Genomic DNA, 17,799 nt, shown 5'->3' with positions numbered 1-17,799 from the left:
GTGGCAGCGCCTTTTTACAAAAGCCAGACAATAACAGGCGCTACTTAACTACGAGCTGCAGCACGGCGGTTTGCTGCGCAGCTTGTAGGCGCAGGCTGTAGAGGCCGGGCGCCAGGCCGTTCAGGTCGAGGGCAGCCGTGCCGTTCAGCAGGGCCGGGCTGGCTTGCCGCACGCACTGCCCCAGCCCATTGTAGAAGGCCACCTGCACGGCCTTGGTGCCAGCTGCCAGCTGTAGCTGCACCACGCTTTGCGCCGGGTTGGGAAACAGCTGCACGGGCAAGGCGCTGGCGCGGGCGCGGGTCGCCAGGCCGTTGCGCAGGGGCGCAGGGCTGGTGGCCTGCCCAGTGGGCGTCAGCACGGTTACCAGGCCCGTGGGGCTGCCAGCCGGCACGGTAAAGGTGATGGTTGTACCATTGACCACCGTAAAACCCGTAACGGGTACGCCGCCGATGAGCACGGCCGTGGCCCCGGTGAAGTTGCTGCCCGTTATGGTAACCGCCGTGCCGGCCGGAGCCGTGGCCGGTGTAAAGCTGCTCAGGGTAGGGGCCATAGCCAGCGGCGCATTCAGGCGCACGCCGATGTAGGGCCCGAAGCTGTCGCCGTGTAAGTCAATTACTGCCATGTCCAGGGTGCCGTCGTTATTGACGTCGCCCGTAGTTATTTCCCCGCTGGGCTGCGATAGGGTCGGTCCGGCCGTGAACGTGCCGGTACCGTTGTTGTGCCAAAGCCGCACGATTTTTTGAAAACAGCCGCCTGCAGGAACAATCCACTGCCCAATCAGCACGTCAAGGTCGCCGTCGGCATCCACGTCAGCCGTATGAAAGCCCTGGCGGCCATCGGCCGGGAAGCTGGCCGTAGCGGTAGTGGTAAAGCCGCCCTGGCCGTTGCCGGCGTGCAAAACGAGGGTATTAGCCGGACCGGCGCAAACCAGGTCGGGGATGCCATCACCGGTCAGCTCGGCCACGCCGACGATGGTGGTGGTCGGGGCTGGGGCCGGCGTTGCCAAGGTAAAGCCTCCCGCCCCGTTACCGAGGTAAGTTTCTACCCGGCCAGCCACGGGGTTGAAGTAGGGAAAATCCAGCTGGCCATCGTTGTTGAGGTCAACTAGGTTGAGGGAGATGTCGGCCAGGCCGCCGTTCCAAGGCAGGGTCATACCCGGCTGGGCTGTGAAGTTGCCCAGGCCGTCGCCCAGGTGCACCAGCAGGGTATTGTCGGGGGTGGGGCTGATTTGTGAAGCAAAGGCCACGGCAACCACATCGAGGTGGCCGTCGGCGTTGAGGTCGCCCACTTGGGGAGCAGTGGTGAGGCCCCCGTTGGGTATGAATGGGCGGGGGGTGAAGCTGCCCTGGCCGTTGCCCAAAGCCACCGACAGGCCGTACGCGCCCTGGTAGCCGGCCGCTACCAGGTCCAGGTTGCCGTCGTGGTTGAAGTCGGCCATCACCAGCTTCCTCGCTTCAAAGGGGCCTACTGCCGTGGTCAGGGCCCCGAAGCCGCCCTGTCCGTTGCCCAAGCGCAGGAGCACGCCCAGTGGTGGCGTTTGGGCGTTTGTAAACAGCAGGTCCAGGTTGCCGTCGTTGTTGACGTCGGCCAGGGTAGGAGCGTACACCCCGCTGCTCTGGGCGGTATAAAAGCGCTGCTCCGTGCCATACGAGCCGGTGGCCGGGCCGCTGGCGGCCACAAACTGTATCACCTGCCCCCTGGTCAGGGGCTGGCCACCCGCCCCGCTCCCGCGCACCGAGGCCGGCACGGTTACACTCACTTTCTCGCCGGGGGCAAACACTTGCTGCGGCCGAAATACGAGGGTGTTGGTGCCGTCGCCGCTGCTGGTGCCGCTGCGCCGCCCCCGCCACTGGCTGCCGTGCACGCGCAGGTCGGCCGCCCCCGTTACGGGCCCGGAGAAGGTGAGCGTCACCGGCGAGAGGCGCGGAGCCGCCACGGCGTTGCGGGCCGGGGTGGTGGCCGTCAGGGTAGGGGCCTGGGCCCCGGCCGCCAAGGGCAGCAGGCTTAGCAGTAGTACGGGTGTTTTCATGAATAAAAGGATTTTGATGGATTGACTCGCAAGCTAGAAGGAAATGGTAGCGCAGCCAAAGACGCTTATTCCACGGCGCCCTGCCAGCGCAGCACCGGGTAGCGGTTGTGGCCGCTTTCGTAGTAGGGCGAGCGGCGGTACACCCAGTTGAGCTGGGCCTCGGCATCCTTGGCAAAAGCGGGGTCGGCCTTTTGTTTTTCTTCCAGCTGCTGGCGCAGGACGGGCTGCTGGCGCAATACTTCGGCGGCCAGGTCCTCGAACACATAATCTGAAAAATGCTCTTTCTGCTGCAGGATGCTGTCGAAAAAGCCCCAGGCGAAGAAAGAGTCGGGGCTCTGGGGTTCCAGGGCTTCCACGAGGTAGCGACGGGCAGGGCCCTGCTCGCCCAGCACGGCCAGGTAGTCGCCGGCCGGGGCGGTTTCCTGTTTCTGACTTCTGGTTTCCAGTTGAATGGCCGAGTGCAGGTAATGCCCTTCGAAGGGGCGGGGGCTGGTTTTGAAGTCCTCGATGTAATAGGTTTCGGCCGGGCCGGTCAGGCCTTTATCGAGGCGGCGCAGCTTTACGCCGTTGCGCTGCAGGTTTTCAATTACCTCGCCCCAGGCCTGGGGAATGAGGTAGGCCAGGGGGGGCTTGAGCGCCATCACCGGCCGGTAGGTGTTGAAGTACTTGACGGGCCGCGTGAACGGCTTGCTGCGGTCATAGTAAAGGCGCGGCAGGCCACTCACTTCGCTGGGCTTGTACCCGGCCTCGTATCCCTTAAACTGGAACGTTTCAACCTGACTTTCATCCAGCTGCCAACCCAGGGGAAAAGCCGACTGCTGCTGAAGCTGCTGGTCGGCTGCGCTGCGGGCGGCCAGCAGCTGCGGGGCCTGCCGGCGCACGGTTTCGAGCACGGTTAGCAGGAAGTCGTAGGTGGAACGCACCCGGGGCGGGTACGCCTTCAGCATGTGGGTTTCGGGCATGAAGCCGATGCTGTTGAACAGCGCCGCGTAGCCGGTAGAGTAGCGGCCCAGGTCGGGAAAGGCCACGATGCCTGTCTCCGGCGTCTCCCCAATGGGGTTCACGTAGGGCGTCATGGGCCACTTTTTCTTTTCCATGCCCTGGTAAAGGGCCGGCAGCAGCTCCTGCTGCAGGTAGCCGCCCAGGGCCGGGGCCAGCTTGTTGTGCTGGGTCGGAATCAGGGTCATGGTGTACTGGTAGTCGGCCCCGTTGCTGGTGTGGGTTTCCACAAACACTTCCGGCCGCCACTTCTGAAACAGGGCCGCGAAGGTGCGGGCGTTACGCGAGTCCTGCTTTACGTAGTCGCGGTTCAGGTCGAGGTGGCGGGCATTGCCGCGGAAGCCGTACTCGGCCGGGCCGTTCTGGTTGGCGCGGGTGGTGGCGTTGCGGTTCAGCATGCCGTCCACGTTGTACACCGGCACCAGCACGATGGTCAGGCCTTCCAGCAGCGGGCGCAGCTTTTTGTCCTGCAGCAGGTCGCGGGCCAGCATCATGCTGGCATCAATTCCCTCGGGCTCGCCGGGGTGAATGCCGTTCTGGATAAATACCACCGGCCGCCGGGCCGGGCTGGCCGCCGGGTTAGCCGTCAGCACCACTTCGTGAATGGGCTGCCCGCAGTCGGTAGGCCCGGCCTCGCGCAGGCTGAGCTGGGCCGGATACGCGGCGGCGAGTTTCTGGTAGTAAGCCAAGCACTCGGCATAGGTGGCGGTGGTGTTGCCGGTGCTGGCTTCAAATGGGGTGCGCCATTCGGGGGCTGGCGCAGGCGTGGTGGCGGTCATGAGCAGGGCAGTGAGTAGCGAAAGCATGGCCGCAAAGGAAAGAACGAAAAACTCCCCTCCTTGGTAAGGAGGGGAGTTTTTCGCGGCAGCGAAAATGGGGGCGGCTAAGGCATTGAACGCGCACCCAGAAGGCCGCCTTTGTAATTTTTACACCCCACGACGGCCAAATAGCCGCTCATCGAGGCTGTAGCGCCCCGGCCCGGCCAGCAGCAGCCCCAGAAACACAAAAGATGACTCCAGGGCGTGGGAGTAGTCGCCAAACCCGTCGCCCGCGCTCAGGTGCATCACCGTGGCCATTATCATCGTGACCAGCAGCCCGAAACAAGCCAGGCGGAAGCCCAGCCCCAGGGCCAGCAGCAGCCCGCCGCCAAACTCAGCCAGCGCCGCCAGCAAGCCCCAGAAAGCGGGCGCGAAGCCCAACCCCACCTGGCCCATCACCCCGCCCAGACCGGCCCACATCTCGGGGCCACCCGTGATTTTTGGATAGCCATGCACCATAAACATGATGCCCAGCCCGACGCGCATTATCAGAAGCCCAAAGTCGTGGAAGCGGTAATGGTTGGAAAGCAGCATTAAAGGGAATTGTGAATGAGAAATTATGAAATGTGCGGCAGTGCAGGTGACTGAAGTACGGAAGGCCGCAGTAAAAGCTGCTCCGCAGGAAAAACGTTTTAGCAGCTCCGGCGCTTACAAGCTCGGCTTACCTTTGCCCTCCCTTGCGAAGAACCCCAATACATAATTCATAATTTATAATTCATAATTCAAAACCCATGTCCCGTCCCCTGATTCTGGTTTCCAACGACGATGGTATCACGGCGCCCGGCATTGCCAATCTGGTGCGTATTGTGCGGGGGCTGGGGGCCGAAGTGGTAGTTGTAGCTCCCGATTCCCCGCAGTCGGGCATGGGCCACGCCATCACCATCGGCCAGCCCCTGCGCCTCGATAAAAGCTCGGTGTTCGGGCCCGAAGTGGAGGCTTACCAGTGCTCGGGCACCCCGGCCGACTGCGTGAAAATTGCCAAGCACCACGTTCTGAAAGACCGCAACCCCGACCTGGTCGTGTCGGGCATCAACCACGGCTCCAACGCCTCGGTAAACGTGCTGTATTCCGGTACCATGTCGGCGGCCATTGAGGCGGCCATCGAAGGCTTGCCCGCCGTGGGCTTCTCGCTGGGCGACTACGGGCACAACGCCGACTTCTCCCACGTCGATGAGTGGGTAAGCCAGGTGTGCCGCCATGCCCTCGACCATGGCATACCGGCCGGCACGGCTCTCAACGTTAACATTCCCAAAAATTCCAGCCGTCCCATTGCCGGCCTGCGCCTCTGCCGCCAGGCCCGGGCCAAATGGCAAGAGGAGTTCGACACCCGCCTCGACCCCTACCGCCGGCCTTATCACTGGCTGCAGGGGACCTTCCTCAACCTCGACAGCGGAACCGATACCGACGAATGGGCCCTGGCGCAGAACTTCGTGTCGGTGGTGCCCTGCCAGTTCGACCTCACCGCTTACCGGGGCCTGGAGCAGCTCAGCCAGGCCTGGCAGCTGCCCCTGCCCGAAGTGAATGCCGCCGCCGAACCACCCCAGCCCATGCCCGGCGAAGATTACGGCCCGGCCAATCCTTAAAGCCTGGGAAAATTACCGGCTGGAAACCTGCCCATTAATGTTTGTAATGCTCCACTGATAACGCAGTACATGGACCTGAAATCCGCTCTTACTATGATGACCCGCTTTTTAGTGCTGCTCTGCCTCACCGTGGGGGCGTTTTTAACGGTGCTGCCGGCCCTCACCAAGGAGCCTGTTACCGTTGTATACATTGTGCGCCACGCCGAAAAAGACCTCACGCCCGGCCTTGCCGACCCGGCCCTGACCAGCGCCGGCGAAGCCCGTGCCCTGGCCCTGCGCAAGCAGCTTCAGCGCCGTCGCCCCGCCGCGTTGTTTACCACCGACACCAAACGTACCCGGTCCACCCTGGCGCCCCTGGCTCAGGCCACCAAGCTGACGCCGGAGGTGTACGATGCCAGGCAGCCCGCGGCCCTGGCCGAGCGTATCCGCCGCGAACACGCGGGGGAGCCGGTGGTGGTGGTCGGCCATTCCAACACGCTGCTGCCCCTGATAGAAGCCCTGGGAGCCAAATCTCCCATCAGCGAAATAAAAGACAGCGAGTACCACTATCTTTTTGAAGTGCGCATCCCCGCCAGCGGAGCAGCCGTGGCTAAAGTCAGCTCCTATGGCGCGCACTAGAGCGGCATTTGGTTTAGGGTACTAACTTAAAAGTGAAGAGTTAACAGTTAAAAAACTGGACTCCTGTTTTTTAACTGTTACCTCTTCACTTTTGCCTTCTTCTAAGGATGTACCCTAACCTACAAGCTGCACGGAGTGCCGCTTCAAGCATGAGGGTGGCGCAGGACAGCAGGCAGGAAAACGCGGCCTATGCACCCCGCAACGCGTCCGGGCCGTACTTTCGCCAGCCTTCGGCAACACTGGCCGGAGTAACAGGTTGTCGAGTTATGCTTCCACTGTATCGAAACATCATCGGTTGCGCGGCGCTGCTGGCCTTGGGCTGGCCGGCGGCCCAGGCCCAGACCAAGCCTTCCCGCGTGCCCCGCTCCGAGCGACAAGCCCCCGTGCCCGCTGCCGGACCGCGGGTAAACAAAGCGGATTCTATTGCCATCCGCACCATCTTCGACGAGGCCTTGCTGCGCGGGCAGAGCTACGAGAACCTGCGTTACCTCACCGGCAAGATAGGTGCCCGCCTCTCGGGCTCGCCCCAGGCCCAGCAGGCCGTGGAGTGGGGGCGGCTCACCATGGAAAAAGCCGGCTTCGACAAGGTGTACCTGCAGGAAGTAATGGTGCCGCACTGGGTGCGCGGCGCCAAGGAGAAAGGTCAGATTATCGGCGAGAAAGGCAAGGGCATCGACGTGGCTGTGTGCGCCCTGGGTAGCTCCATCGGCACCAACGGCAAGCTCAAAGCCGGCGTGGTGGAAGTGACAAGCTTCGACGAGCTGGCCCGCCTGCCCGAAGACAAGGTCAAAGGCAAGTTCGTGTTTTTCAACCGCCCCTTCGACGACCGCCTCATTGAGCCCGGCATGGCCTACGGCGGCGCCGTGGAGCAGCGTGGCCGCGGCGCCATTGAAGCCGCCAGGCGCGGGGGCGTGGGCGCCCTGGTGCGCTCCATGACCAGCGCCCGCGACGACAACCCCCACACGGGCAACATGCGCTACGACGAGGCCGTGCCCAAGGTGCCCGCCGCCGCCCTCAGCACGCTGGCCGCCGACAAGCTCAGCCTGCTGCTGAAAGCCAACCCCGGCCTGGAGTTTGAGCTGGAGATGAGCTGCCAGAACCTGCCGGAGGAAAAGAGCTACAACGTGGTTGGGGAGCTTATCGGCAGCAAATTCCCCAATGAGATAATTACCGTGGGCGGCCACCTCGACTCCTGGGACCTGGCCCAGGGCGCCCACGACGACGGCACTGGCTGCGTGCAAAGCATCGAGGCTCTGCGCCTGCTCAAAGCCGCTGGCCTCCGGCCCGAGCGCACCCTTCGGGCGGTGCTGTTTATGAACGAAGAAAACGGCGTGCGCGGCGGCAACAAGTACGCGGAGCTGGCCCGCGAAAAAAAGGAAAACCACCTGGCCGCGATGGAGTCGGACGGGGGCGCATTCACGCCCCGCGGCTTCAACGTAGAAGCCAGCCCCGCCGTGGTGAAGCAGCTGCAGAGGTGGGCGCCGCTGTTTCGGCCCTACCACGCTTCCGACATCAAAGCCGGCCACGCGGGCACCGACATCGAGCCCCTGCAGAAGGCCGTGCAGCCCAAGGCCCTTATTGGCTACGATGGCGACTCCCAGCGCTACTTCGACCTGCACCACTCCGCCCTCGACACCTTCGACCAGGTGCACCGCCGGGAGCTGGAGCTGGGCGGGGCCAACATGGCCGCCATGCTTTACCTGCTTAGTAAGTATGGCCTGTAAGTACCGCGCCGCCCTGGCCATGCTGGGGTTAGCATGGGGAATGGCACAATCGGGCAGCGCCCAGGCGCAAGCGGGCCGTGCCCGGCCGGCAGCCGCGCGCTACTGGGTTACGCTGCGCGATAAAAACGGGGTCAGCTTTAACCCCTCGCACTACTTTACGGCAGCGGCCCGCGCCCGCCGCCGCCGCCAGCACCTGCCCGCTTACGAGCCCAGCGACCTGCCCCTGCGCCCCGACTACCTGCAGCAGCTGCGCAGCCAGGTCGATACCATTACCCTGGTAAGTCGCTGGTTTAACGCCGTAGCCTGCCGGGCCACCGCGGACCAGGCGGCCGCCCTGCGCCAGCTGCCGGGGGTGAAAAGCGTGGAGCTGTGGCCGGCCAGTAGGATGGAGGCAGCGGCCCATCCCATTGCCTCACCCCCGGTGCCCCCCGAGTTCAAGGCCCTGTCTGCCAACGACTACCTGCTGGCCCACCGGCAGATTGCCCACCTCGACGAGGCGGCTCTGCGCCGCGCCGGGCTCGATGGCAAAGGCCTGCGCATTGCCATATTCGACGTGGGATTCAATGGCCTGCTCACCCACCCCGGCCTGCGCCATCTGCTGGATAGCCGCCGCATAGTGGCTACCTATGACTTCCTGAAAAAGCGTCCCGATGTATTTCATGGGGGCAGCCACGGCCTGGAAGTGCTGGGCTGCCTGGCCGGTCGCCTGCCGGCCGGGCCGGGGGCTACTGGCGGGGCACCGCTGGGCCTGGCCCCGGCCGCCGAGTACCTGCTTGCCCGCACCGAGCAGCTGCACCGCGAGCGGTATGCCGAAGAAGAAGCCTGGCTGGCCGCCGCCGAGTGGGCCGACCGGCAGGGGGCCGACATCATCAACTCCTCCCTGGCCTACACCGAGCAGCGCTACTTTCCCGAGCAGATGAACGGCCGCCGCAGCCTCATTGCCCGCGCGGCCAACCTGGCCGCCCGCAAGGGCATGCTGGTGGTGAGCGCGGCCGGCAACGACGGCGACTCCGACTGGGTACGCATCGGCACCCCAGCCGATGCCGACTCGGTGCTCGCCGTGGGCGGCCTCGACCCCGAAACGGGCCTGCACAGCGTGTTCAGCTCCTACGGGCCCACCGCCGACCGCCGGCCCAAGCCCAACCTGGCCGCGTTTGGGGTGGTGCTCACCACGACGCCGCGGGGCTACGAGCGGCTGGAAGGCACCTCCTTTTCCTCGCCCTTGGTGGCGGGCTTCGCGGCTTGCGTGTGGCAGCAGCACCGGAGCTGGACAGCCATGCAGCTTTTTCAGCACCTGCAGCAGGCCGCCGAGCTGTACCCTTACTTCGACTACGCCCACGGCTACGGCCGGCCCCGGGCGGCCTACTTTTTACGGGCCATTCCCCAGCCTGCGCCTGCTGCCGGCCCCACCTTCGATTTCGTGGGGCACGATTCCCTGGTGGCCGTTATCATCCGGCCCCAGGCCGCCATGCGGCCCGCGCAGGCCTTACCCCTCATGGTCGAGCAGCCTGAGACAGTAGATGCCGCCCCGGCGGCGCCCGAAAAGAAAGACCAGCCGCCCGGCAGCGGCTCCGTGCAGCCCGTGGGTAGGGAGCAGCCCCAGGAGTCGTCGGAAAGCCTGCCGCTGCTGCCCGACCCCGACTTCCCGCCCTACCTGTTCTGGAGCCTGGCCGACCGCCGTGGGGTGCTGCGCCGCTACGAGACCCGCGCGGTAACGCAGCGCCTGGTGGTGCAGATACCCCGCCGCCTGCTCCAGCCCGGCGACGTGCTGCGCGTTCATTTTAAAGGCTACACCGGCACTTATTCGGAATAAGCTATGGAGAGTTTATGGCCTTTGCGGGCAGGCAATAAGCCCGGCTTCGGGCCGCGGCCAGGCACTTGCGGATTGCTAGTGGTGCTGATGCTGGCTGCGCTGCCCCAGGTGCGGGCCCAGCAGGTGCTGGTGCAGGCCAATGTGGCCACCGATACCATCCCCAGCGTGTTCGGTCCCAACCGGCGCTACTTCGCCCACTTGTACCTGGGCTATGGGCTGGTGGCCGGGCCCAGCGGGGGGCCGGGCACGCCCCTGCGCTACGGCCTCGCTTCGGCCGAGCTGCAGGGCGGGGTGCGGCTGAAGCGACGCTTCACCCAGGCCCTGGCCCTCAACCTGGATTTGCGCTACGCCTACCTGAGCTATGCTCTTGCCCAGACACAAGCAAAAACGCTGCCTTCGCCACGCCTGCACCTGCGCGAAAGCCTGGCCCTGCACCAGCTGCAGCCCGAGCTGAGCTTGCGGCTTAATGCAGGGCGCCGCGGCAACACCGTGGGCCATTACCTCGACCTGCTTGCCTGGGGTAGCTGGGCAATGGCCTCGACCCATACCACCGAGGATGAGCCGGGACCAGGAGTCAGCTCCCTCGAAACCACCGAGCGGGGCCTGGCTTACCTGCGGCGCTGGGGCGGGGGAGTGGGTGCCCGCCTGGGGGCCGACCGCTACGCCCTGCTGGCCCGCTACCGGGTTTCGTCGGCGTTTTCCTCCGACTATGCCTCCTATCCGGAGCTGCCGCGCTGGGTAATTGGCCTGGAGCTGGGCTGGTTTTAAGTACAGATTATTCTAAGTTAAAACCTATTACCCAGGCTTTGACGTAAAACTGTCAGCGCCGGGCATATTTGCAGCTTCAGGCATTTCATTCACTTCTTTCGCTTGCCTGCACCTCCGTGCACCGAGCCTTCTCTTATGAAACCCTCATTTTTACTTCTCGCAACTGCCGCGCTTCTGCTCCAGCTGAGCGCCTGCGTTACCACCGACCGCGAATCCGGTTCCTCCACCAAGGACCCTCGCACTACTTACGTGCCCCCGGCTCCCTCCGAGCGCAGCCGCCTTACCAACAATTCGGTATTGAATACCGTGCGCGCCACGCACGCCTTCTCCGACCCCAACAGCCAGGATAATTTTGTGCTGCAGCTGCGGGGCACGCGCGTGCTCAATTCCCGCGCCCACCTCATCGTAACCAATAGCGCCGGCGACACGCTGCGGCACGAGGTGCTGCCCGCCCATGCGCTGCTGAGCGAGAAAGTTCTGACCGACCCTGCCGCGGCGACCATGCGCGAAAAGGAAATTGCCATTCTCAAAAGCATGAACAATTTCTTTTCTCCCAAAAACTTTGTGCAGCCCGCCGTGCCGGCCAGCGCCGAGCAGCCCGCCGAAGTCGATACGCAGATATGGAAAGCCCTGCGGGAAGACCCGGCCACGGTGGCCTTCGATTACACCGGTGCCGGTGGGGCCGAACGTCGCCTGGCTTACATACGCAAGCTTGGTAAGACCGTGGTAATTAGCCAGTAGCTGCTGGCTGTTGGTTTGTAAACTGAATTGGCAGGTGCTGCTTCTCTTGTGAGGTAGCATCTGCCGTTCTCATTTTAGGGCTTTCCCCAGCTCGGTATCACCGTAATTAAGCGAAGCATCCTTACTTTTGCGGCCGAGTATAAACATTTTTTGCGTATGAAATTCCTCGGTGCCTTTTTCGGCGTATTGATTGTCATTTTGCTGCTGGTTCGCTTTCTGCCTTCAGCACCTATCAATCCGGTACTGCCGGTAGGCCCCCAGCACGAGGTGCAGGGCCACGGGGCTGACGTGCCGCCCGGCCCGGCCACTCACATGGACGACCACGACCACGAGGAGCTTGAGGCGGAAGAGCACGAGCATGACGGCGCAATGCAGCCCGTTGCTCCGGGCAGTACCTACGGCGCGGCCATCACTCCCGAAGGCGCCGTGCCCATGAGCACCCTTTCTTCCGTGCTGGGCGCCAAGGATTCGGTACGCGTAAAGCTGGTAGGCGAGGCCGCGCAGGTCTGCCAGGCCAAAGGCTGCTGGATGACTTTGCCCACGGCAGATGGCAAGCAGATGCGGGTTCGCTTTAAGGACTATGCCTTCTTCGTGCCCAAAGACCTGAGCGGCCACAAGGTGGTGATATCCGGCACTGCCTACCGTGAAAAAACGTCGGTGTCCGACCAGCAGCACTACCTGCGCGACGCCGGCAAGTCCGAAAAAGAAATAGCCGCCATCACGCAGCCTAAAGAAGAAGTAAACTTTATGGCCGACGGCGTGTTGGTGCAGCAATAAAAATTAATTATCCCGAAGAAAGGCTGCCCGCCGGGCAGCCTTTCTTGCTTTAGATAAGCGCATTTTACCCCTGCGCTTTTGGTTTCCATCCTTCTCCCTCCCCGGCCTTATGTCACCGGCTGACCCCTCTTCTGCACAAGCCCGCATCCTGGCGCTTACCGAGCGCCTGCATCATCTCAATTACCAGTACTACCAGCGCGATGTCTCCGAGGTAAGCGACCAGGAGTTCGACCGCATGCTGGCTGAGCTGGCTGGGCTGGAAAAGCAGTACCCGGAGTTTGCTCAGCCCAACTCGCCCACGCAGCGGGTAGGCGGCACCATTACCAAGCAGTTTCCCACCGCTCAGCACCGCTACCCCATGCTGAGCCTGGGCAATACCTACTCCGAAGACGACCTGCGCGAGTTTGATGAGCGCGTCAGCCGGGGCCTTGAGGGCGCGCCCTACACCTACGTGTGCGAGCTGAAGTTCGACGGGGTGGCCATGAGCCTGAGCTATGAGCACGGCCAGCTCATGCAGGGCGTCACCCGCGGCGACGGCACCCGCGGCGATGTGGTGACGGCCAACATCCGCACCATCCGCACCTTGCCGCTGCACCTGCGCCAGGCGCCCGGCCAGCCCGAGGACCTGGAGGTGCGCGGCGAGGTATTTATGCCCCTGCCCGTATTTGAGGAGCTCAATGCCGAGCGGGAGCAAAACGGCGAGGCCCTGCTGGCCAATCCGCGCAACGCCGCCAGCGGTACGCTCAAGCTGCAGGACTCGGCTCTGGTGGCAGCCCGCAAGCTGCGCTTCTATGCTTACGCCCTGCTCACTCCGCAGCGGCACTTTCCCAGCCACAGCGCCGCCCTCGAAGCCCTGGCCCAGTACGGCCTGCCGGTATCCGACACCTGGCGCCGCTGCCAGTCGCTGGAGGAAGTGCTGGCTTTCATTCACGAGTGGGAAAAGAAGCGCTTCACCCTGCCCGTCGCCACCGACGGCATCGTTATCAAGGTAGACGACCTGCGGCAGCAGGAGCAGCTGGGCTTCACGGCCAAAAGCCCGCGCTGGGCCATCGCCTATAAGTACCCCGCCGAAGCTGCCCGCACCCGCCTCAACGAGGTGCAGTACAACGTGGGCCGCACCGGCGCCGTCACGCCCGTGGCCATGCTCACCCCCGTGCCGCTGGCCGGCACCGTGGTGAAGCGCGCCACCCTGCACAACGCCAACCAGATTGAGGCCCTGGACCTGCGCCTGGGCGACCTGGTGTTTGTGGAGAAAGGCGGCGAAATCATCCCCAAAATTACCGGCGTCGACCTGGCCGAGCGGCCGGCTACGGCCGTTCCTATCCAGTACCCCACCAGCTGCCCGGCCTGCGATACGCCACTGATTCGCCCGGCCGGCGAGGCCCACTACCGCTGCCCCAATGAGCGCGGCTGCCCGCCGCAGCTGAAGGCCCGCCTGGAGCATTACGTTTCCCGCAAAGCCCTCAACATCGACGGCCTCGGTGCCGAAACCGTGGGCCGCTTCTTCGACCTGGGCCTGGTGCGTACGCCCGCCGACATCTACGACCTGCCTGCCCGGCGCGCCGAGCTGGTAACGCTGGAACGCCTCGGCGAGAAATCCATCGACAACCTTATCAAAGGCATAGATACCAGCAAGCAGGTGCCATTCGACCGCGTGCTCTTCGGTCTGGGCATTCGCTACGTGGGCGAAACGGTAGCGCAAAAGCTCGCCGCTCACTACCGCACCATCGATGCCATGCTGGCGGCTTCTGCCACCGAAATGGCCGCCGTACCCGAAGTGGGCGGGGTAATCGCCGAAGCCGCAGCCGTCTGGTTTCAGCAGCCCGAAAACCGCGAGCTGCTGGAGCGCCTGCGCGCAGCCGGCGTGCAGCTGGCCCTGACCGGGGAAGCGCCGAAAGCCGTGAGTGACCGGCTGGCCGGGCTCACGTTTGTGCTGTCGGGCGTATTCGAAAATCACAGCCGGGAGCAGCTGCAGCAGCTCATCGTAGCGCACGGCGGTAAGATAACGGGCTCCATCAGCAAGAAGCTCAGCTACCTCGTTGCCGGCGATAACATGGGCCCGGCCAAGCGCGAGAAAGCCCTCAGTTTTAAGGTGCCGATTATATCGGAGAACGAGCTGCTGGCGTTGCTGCCTGCCGAGGGCGAAGACCCTGCTGGCTCCGACGGGTTTTCAGCCTCTGCCGACGCGGCTGGTACTGCGCCCGTGCCGCCTTTGGGAACGGGACTGCAGGGCTCGTTGTTTTAGCTTGAAAATGAAAGCCTTCAATCAGGCTGGCATGAGCTTTGAGTGAAACTGCGGCATTCGTTTCTTTTAGCTTTTCCAGGAATAAACAATTATTATTACTCACCTCTTTTATTTAACGCCCCCACGTTATGATGAAAAAAATGTTACCAGCTCTGCTCTTTGCGAGCTTGGGCTATGGCTTTTCGGCCCAGGCGCAGTGCCTGCCGCTAAAGCAAATGGCCGCAATTGCCGCCGACCCTAAGTCGGCAGCCAAGCCGGAAAAAATCAGCGACCTGCCGGCCGCGGATTGGGTTTTTCGGGGTACGCCCCCTAAAAGCCGGGAAATACAGTGGACCTCGTCAGCCAGCTCAGCCAATTCTGAGGGCAACTTCGTCCCTGCCGTGTTTGTGCTCCGTCCGTTTCAGCAGTCGTATGATGCTGTTCTGAAAACCACGGAAAACTCCTGCATCCGGGACCTGCGCTCTGAGCTGAAAAGCCAGAAGCTGGAACCGGTGCCTGTAACCTGCCCCAACTGTGAGGCGGTGCGCTACGATGGGCCCACCTATCAAACCACCATTTACAGCAAGATGAAGGGCGAGTTTCCGTACATCGTTGTGGTACACCCCACGCAGTCGATGCCGGCTACTATCACCAAGGATGCCCGGAGCAGCTCAGCACAATAAACTACTCATTACCTCTGTCTTTTCTGCTATGAAATTTTTGGGCTTGCTGCTTGTTCTGGCGCCGCTTTCATTTGCCAGCCGTGCCCAGACTTCGCAGTCGGAGCCGCTGCGGGCAAATCAAGCCCAACCAGCGCCCAGCCACACGGCCCTGCTGGCTTCGCCAGCTACCGCCGCGGCTGCGGTAAAGCTCTTAGCCGACTCACGCAATGTGGTGCTGGACGTGCGCACCCCGGCCGAGTTTGCAGCCGGCCACTTACAGGGGGCGCAAAACGTCGATTTTCGCGCCGCCAGCTTTCAGGAACAAGTTGCTCAGTTGAATCCACAGAAAACATACATTTTGTATTGCGCTTCCGGTAATCGCAGCGGCCAGGCCGCTGCCCTGATGCAGAAAAAAGGCTTCGGGAAGGTGATTAACGCCGGAGGATATAATGACCTAAAAGTCGCGGGGGCGAAATAATCTTTTAGGCTATAATTGAAAAGCCCCACCCGAAGTAATTCGGGTGGGGCTTTTCAATTATCAGCTGCTGCTAGTAGCTAGTAGATGAGGCTGGGCTTCTCTTAAAAAAGGAGTCCGCAACGGGCAGCTGGAAAGGCACTCATTAGAACGACTGCACCATGTTGTTGTGCAGCGTTTTGGCCGACCAGTAGCCGCTGGCGATGATGCGCCGGATGGTAAAGAGCGGGTCCTGCTGGTCGCGCTTTTCGGCCAGGCAGAAGGCGGCTACCATGCCGCGCTTCTTCAGCTCGGGAATGGCTTCGGGGTTCCACAGGCCGAAGGGGTAAGCGAAGTATTTGATGTCCTTGCCCGTGATGTCTTCCAGCGTCTTGGTGGGCTTCTCAATCTGCGTTACCCAGTCCTGACCCTGGTACTTCTTCACGTTGTGGTGGTCCCAGGTGTGCGAGCCGATGACATTGCCTTCATCAGAGAGCTGCTTTACCTGGTCTTTGCTCATGTAGCGGGGCCGGCCCAGGCTCACGGTCATGATAAAGTACACGGCCTTGAAGCCGTACTTCTCCATCTCGGGCCGGGCCACGGTAAACTGGTCGAGGTCGGTGTCGTCGAAGGTCAGCATCACCGGCTTGCTGGGCAGCTTGGCGCCGGTGGTGAGGTAGGCGTAGAGCTGGTCGGGCAGGATGGTGTGGTAGCCGGAGTCGGCCAGCATCTTCATTTGCGCCTTGAAGGCAGCCACGGGAATGATGTAGTCCTTGGCGTTTTTTGAATCCTTGGCCGTCCAGTCGCGAATCTGGTGGTAGCACAGAATGGGCACCTGCTTGCGGGCCAGAATGGCGGCTGCGTCGCGGGATTTGGCCGCCGGAATGGTGCTGGGGTCGGGGGCTGGAACGGCATTGGCCTCGTCGTTGGCCGTGGCCGCGGTGCCGGACGTGGGCGCCGTGGCCGGGTCGGTCAGCGTGGTTTCGGCCGTGGCCTTGGTGGTGTCGGTTTCCCCGGTGGTGGCGGTTTTGGATTCGCAGGCAGCCAGCGAAAGCGAGGCGGCGAGCAGGAGGGAGGCGGTGGTCAGGTTCATGGGTAAGGGACGGGTCGCACACGTCCGCCGGTAAAGGCAAGAATTAAAGGCGAGAAAGCGAAAATGCTGCTGAAAGGCCGGGCGCGTGCGACGCGCCCCTACCTTTGCACAAAATTAACCCCTAAGCTCTGGCATGGACAAACTTCGTGGCACCGGCGTGGCCCTGGTCACCCCATTTACTTCCGATTTCGCGGTTGATTATGACGGCTGGCGCCGGTTGCTGGACTTCACCATCGACGGGGGCGTGGAATACCTCGTCGTGAACGGCACCACCGGCGAGTCGCCCACGGTGACAAGCGAAGAGAAAGCCGAGCTGCTGCGGGTGGCCAAGGAGCAGGTAGCCGGCCGGGTTCCGCTGATATACGGCATCGGCGGCAACGACACGGCCAGCACCGAGGAGCTTTTTCGCAGCACCGACCTGCGCGGCATTACGGCCGTGCTCTCCGCTAGCCCAGCCTACAACAAGCCCAGCCAGGCCGGCCTGGTGCAGCACTACCTGCGCCTGGCCGACGCCAGCCCCGTCCCCGTCATCCTTTACAACGTGCCGGGACGCACGGCCTCCAACCTCACGGCTGAAACCACGCTGCGCCTGGCCCAGCACCCCAACATCATCGGCATCAAGGAAGCCAGCGGCAACATGGAGCAGTGCTTCAACATCGCGGCCAATAAGCCCGAGCATTTCATGCTGATTTCCGGCGACGACATGCTCACGACCTCGCTCATCGCCTGCGGCGCCGAAGGCGTGATTTCGGTGCTGGCCAACGCTTTTCCCAAGCGCTTCGCCGAAATGACCCGGCTGGCCCTGGCCGGCGACTTTGCCGCCTCCCGCCAGCTGCTGTTCGATTTCCTGCCCCTGAACCCGCTCATGTATGAGGAAAGCAACCCCGTGGGTGTGAAAGCGGCCCTGGCCGTGCTGGGCGTGTGCGACGCCGCCGTACGCCTGCCGCTGCTCGAAGCTACGGGTGGCTTGAAACAGCGTATCCAGAAGCTGTTGTGAGCGCGAAGAAATAGCGGTAATACGGTAAGTATTGCTAAGTCAATTCTTTGATTAGCGGTTGACTGACGAGAGCCGATATCTGTAGTGAGAGAAAGTGTCTGTGCTGTCTAGGCCGAAGTGCTCGAAACGAGTATAGGCTGTGCGGGAAAATAAATTTTGTGTTTGTTTAACGCAGGTGCTGGTTAGGCCATAAGGACGGGCTCCCAGCGTAGCAAGAACTTCGATTTCGCGCAGCAAATGCTTTTGGTCAAAATAGAAGTAGGCAATGGTAGCGCCGTGGCAGGCTGCCGACGGTAAATCCAGAATGCAGTAAGGACCGGAAGCATCTTCAACGGGTCGGAGCTTGGGGTAAGCTGCCTGCACGAGGCGCAGTGGTTCCCCCAAATAAATTCCTTCCAGTGGTCGGTATGCAGCGTAGATTTTGTGAGTTGGCTCAGAATCCGCTGCAGCTTGTTCGTGAGATTGGCAGGAGCCATTTGCCAACAGGGAAATCAATACT

Annotated in this window: 16 protein-coding genes; 11 read left to right on the top strand and 5 right to left on the bottom strand. The window is 62.7% G+C overall.

Annotated elements, in window-relative coordinates:
• Positions 1–40 precede the first annotated feature (40 nt).
• The 3 genes from ABD919_RS12450 to ABD919_RS12440 all read right to left on the bottom strand — a co-directional run bounded on the left by ABD919_RS12450 (position 41) and on the right by ABD919_RS12440 (position 4,380).
• Positions 41–2,029 carry an FG-GAP-like repeat-containing protein gene (locus tag ABD919_RS12450; RefSeq protein WP_345236343.1) on the bottom strand — a complete coding sequence of 663 codons (1,989 nt, stop codon included), beginning with the start codon at positions 2,027–2,029 and terminating at the stop codon, positions 41–43.
• Positions 2,030–2,094: 65 nt separating this feature from the next.
• Complete coding sequence (locus ABD919_RS12445) at positions 2,095–3,834, bottom strand: M14 family metallopeptidase (RefSeq protein WP_345236342.1); 1,740 nt, start codon at positions 3,832–3,834, stop codon at positions 2,095–2,097.
• Positions 3,835–3,954: 120 nt separating this feature from the next.
• Positions 3,955–4,380 carry a DoxX family protein gene (locus tag ABD919_RS12440; RefSeq protein WP_345236341.1) on the bottom strand — a complete coding sequence of 142 codons (426 nt, stop codon included), beginning with the start codon at positions 4,378–4,380 and terminating at the stop codon, positions 3,955–3,957.
• A gap of 197 nt (positions 4,381–4,577) precedes the next feature.
• On the opposite strand from ABD919_RS12440, the gene surE reads away from it, so the two are divergent.
• The 10 genes from surE (at position 4,578) to ABD919_RS12390 (ending at position 15,234) form a co-directional block, all read left to right on the top strand.
• Positions 4,578–5,429, top strand: a complete 852-nt coding sequence (gene surE / locus ABD919_RS12435) for a 5'/3'-nucleotidase SurE (protein ID WP_345236340.1) — start codon at positions 4,578–4,580, stop codon at positions 5,427–5,429.
• Positions 5,430–5,525: 96 nt separating this feature from the next.
• On the top strand, positions 5,526–6,047 hold the full coding sequence (locus ABD919_RS12430) for a SixA phosphatase family protein (RefSeq protein WP_345236339.1): 522 nt from the start codon (positions 5,526–5,528) through the stop codon (positions 6,045–6,047).
• A 266-nt stretch (positions 6,048–6,313) separates the two neighbouring features.
• Positions 6,314–7,771 (top strand): M20/M25/M40 family metallo-hydrolase, encoded by a 1,458-nt coding sequence (locus tag ABD919_RS12425; RefSeq protein WP_345236338.1) that lies wholly within the window; start codon positions 6,314–6,316, stop codon positions 7,769–7,771.
• Positions 7,761–9,584 carry a S8 family serine peptidase gene (locus tag ABD919_RS12420; protein ID WP_345236337.1) on the top strand — a complete coding sequence of 608 codons (1,824 nt, stop codon included), beginning with the start codon at positions 7,761–7,763 and terminating at the stop codon, positions 9,582–9,584. The genes ABD919_RS12425 and ABD919_RS12420 overlap by 11 nt, the downstream gene beginning before the upstream one ends.
• 87 nt (positions 9,585–9,671) lie before the next feature.
• Positions 9,672–10,352, top strand: coding sequence for a hypothetical protein (locus tag ABD919_RS12415; RefSeq protein ID WP_345236336.1), 681 nt, complete (start codon positions 9,672–9,674; stop codon positions 10,350–10,352).
• 135 nt (positions 10,353–10,487) lie between these two features.
• A complete protein-coding gene (locus ABD919_RS12410; RefSeq protein ID WP_345236335.1) occupies positions 10,488–11,093 on the top strand; it encodes a hypothetical protein in 606 nt (201 codons plus the stop codon).
• A 156-nt stretch (positions 11,094–11,249) separates the two neighbouring features.
• Complete coding sequence (locus tag ABD919_RS12405; RefSeq protein WP_345236334.1) at positions 11,250–11,870, top strand: DUF4920 domain-containing protein; 621 nt, start codon at positions 11,250–11,252, stop codon at positions 11,868–11,870.
• 109 nt (positions 11,871–11,979) lie between these two features.
• On the top strand, positions 11,980–14,115 hold the full coding sequence (gene ligA, locus ABD919_RS12400; RefSeq protein WP_345236333.1) for an NAD-dependent DNA ligase LigA: 2,136 nt from the start codon (positions 11,980–11,982) through the stop codon (positions 14,113–14,115).
• Positions 14,116–14,330: 215 nt separating this feature from the next.
• A complete protein-coding gene (locus ABD919_RS12395) occupies positions 14,331–14,777 on the top strand; it encodes a hypothetical protein (protein ID WP_345236332.1) in 447 nt (148 codons plus the stop codon).
• A 28-nt stretch (positions 14,778–14,805) separates the two neighbouring features.
• The gene (locus ABD919_RS12390; protein ID WP_345236331.1) at positions 14,806–15,234 is read left to right on the top strand and encodes a rhodanese-like domain-containing protein; all 429 of its coding nucleotides are present in this window, start codon (positions 14,806–14,808) and stop codon (positions 15,232–15,234) included.
• A gap of 142 nt (positions 15,235–15,376) precedes the next feature.
• On the opposite strand, the gene ABD919_RS12385 is transcribed toward ABD919_RS12390, so the two are convergent.
• Positions 15,377–16,303, bottom strand: coding sequence for a polysaccharide deacetylase family protein (locus ABD919_RS12385; RefSeq protein WP_345236330.1), 927 nt, complete (start codon positions 16,301–16,303; stop codon positions 15,377–15,379).
• Positions 16,304–16,436: 133 nt separating this feature from the next.
• On the opposite strand from ABD919_RS12385, the gene dapA reads away from it, so the two are divergent.
• A complete protein-coding gene (dapA, locus tag ABD919_RS12380) occupies positions 16,437–17,300 on the top strand; it encodes a 4-hydroxy-tetrahydrodipicolinate synthase (RefSeq protein ID WP_345236329.1) in 864 nt (287 codons plus the stop codon).
• A gap of 51 nt (positions 17,301–17,351) precedes the next feature.
• Here dapA and ABD919_RS12375 read toward each other — a convergent pair whose 3' ends face one another.
• Complete coding sequence (locus ABD919_RS12375; RefSeq protein WP_345236328.1) at positions 17,352–17,795, bottom strand: hypothetical protein; 444 nt, start codon at positions 17,793–17,795, stop codon at positions 17,352–17,354.
• Positions 17,796–17,799 lie beyond the last annotated feature (4 nt).

This window comes from Hymenobacter saemangeumensis (assembly GCF_039541835.1).
In the GTDB taxonomy this organism is placed as follows: domain Bacteria; phylum Bacteroidota; class Bacteroidia; order Cytophagales; family Hymenobacteraceae; genus Hymenobacter; species Hymenobacter saemangeumensis.
The sequence above is the reverse complement of the archived record's forward strand: the minus strand, read 5'-3'. Positions and strand labels throughout refer to the sequence as shown.

Excerpts from the sequence above, each read along its gene's own strand:
- ABD919_RS12440 (WP_345236341.1), bottom strand. The coding sequence starts at position 4,380 with ATGCTGCTTTCCAACCATTACCGCTTCCACGACTTTGGGCTTCTGATA.
- ABD919_RS12425 (WP_345236338.1), top strand. The coding sequence starts at position 6,314 with ATGCTTCCACTGTATCGAAACATCATCGGTTGCGCGGCGCTGCTGGCC.
- ABD919_RS12410 (WP_345236335.1), top strand. The coding sequence starts at position 10,488 with ATGAAACCCTCATTTTTACTTCTCGCAACTGCCGCGCTTCTGCTCCAG.
- ABD919_RS12430 (WP_345236339.1), top strand. The coding sequence starts at position 5,526 with ATGACCCGCTTTTTAGTGCTGCTCTGCCTCACCGTGGGGGCGTTTTTA.
- dapA (WP_345236329.1), top strand. The coding sequence starts at position 16,437 with ATGGACAAACTTCGTGGCACCGGCGTGGCCCTGGTCACCCCATTTACT.
- ABD919_RS12395 (WP_345236332.1), top strand. The coding sequence starts at position 14,331 with ATGGCCGCAATTGCCGCCGACCCTAAGTCGGCAGCCAAGCCGGAAAAA.
- ABD919_RS12415 (WP_345236336.1), top strand. The coding sequence starts at position 9,672 with ATGCTGGCTGCGCTGCCCCAGGTGCGGGCCCAGCAGGTGCTGGTGCAG.
- ABD919_RS12420 (WP_345236337.1), top strand. The coding sequence starts at position 7,761 with ATGGCCTGTAAGTACCGCGCCGCCCTGGCCATGCTGGGGTTAGCATGG.
- ABD919_RS12445 (WP_345236342.1), bottom strand. The coding sequence starts at position 3,834 with ATGCTTTCGCTACTCACTGCCCTGCTCATGACCGCCACCACGCCTGCG.
- ABD919_RS12385 (WP_345236330.1), bottom strand. The coding sequence starts at position 16,303 with ATGAACCTGACCACCGCCTCCCTCCTGCTCGCCGCCTCGCTTTCGCTG.
- ABD919_RS12405 (WP_345236334.1), top strand. The coding sequence starts at position 11,250 with ATGAAATTCCTCGGTGCCTTTTTCGGCGTATTGATTGTCATTTTGCTG.
- ligA (WP_345236333.1), top strand. The coding sequence starts at position 11,980 with ATGTCACCGGCTGACCCCTCTTCTGCACAAGCCCGCATCCTGGCGCTT.
- surE (WP_345236340.1), top strand. The coding sequence starts at position 4,578 with ATGTCCCGTCCCCTGATTCTGGTTTCCAACGACGATGGTATCACGGCG.
- ABD919_RS12390 (WP_345236331.1), top strand. The coding sequence starts at position 14,806 with ATGAAATTTTTGGGCTTGCTGCTTGTTCTGGCGCCGCTTTCATTTGCC.
- ABD919_RS12450 (WP_345236343.1), bottom strand. The coding sequence starts at position 2,029 with ATGAAAACACCCGTACTACTGCTAAGCCTGCTGCCCTTGGCGGCCGGG.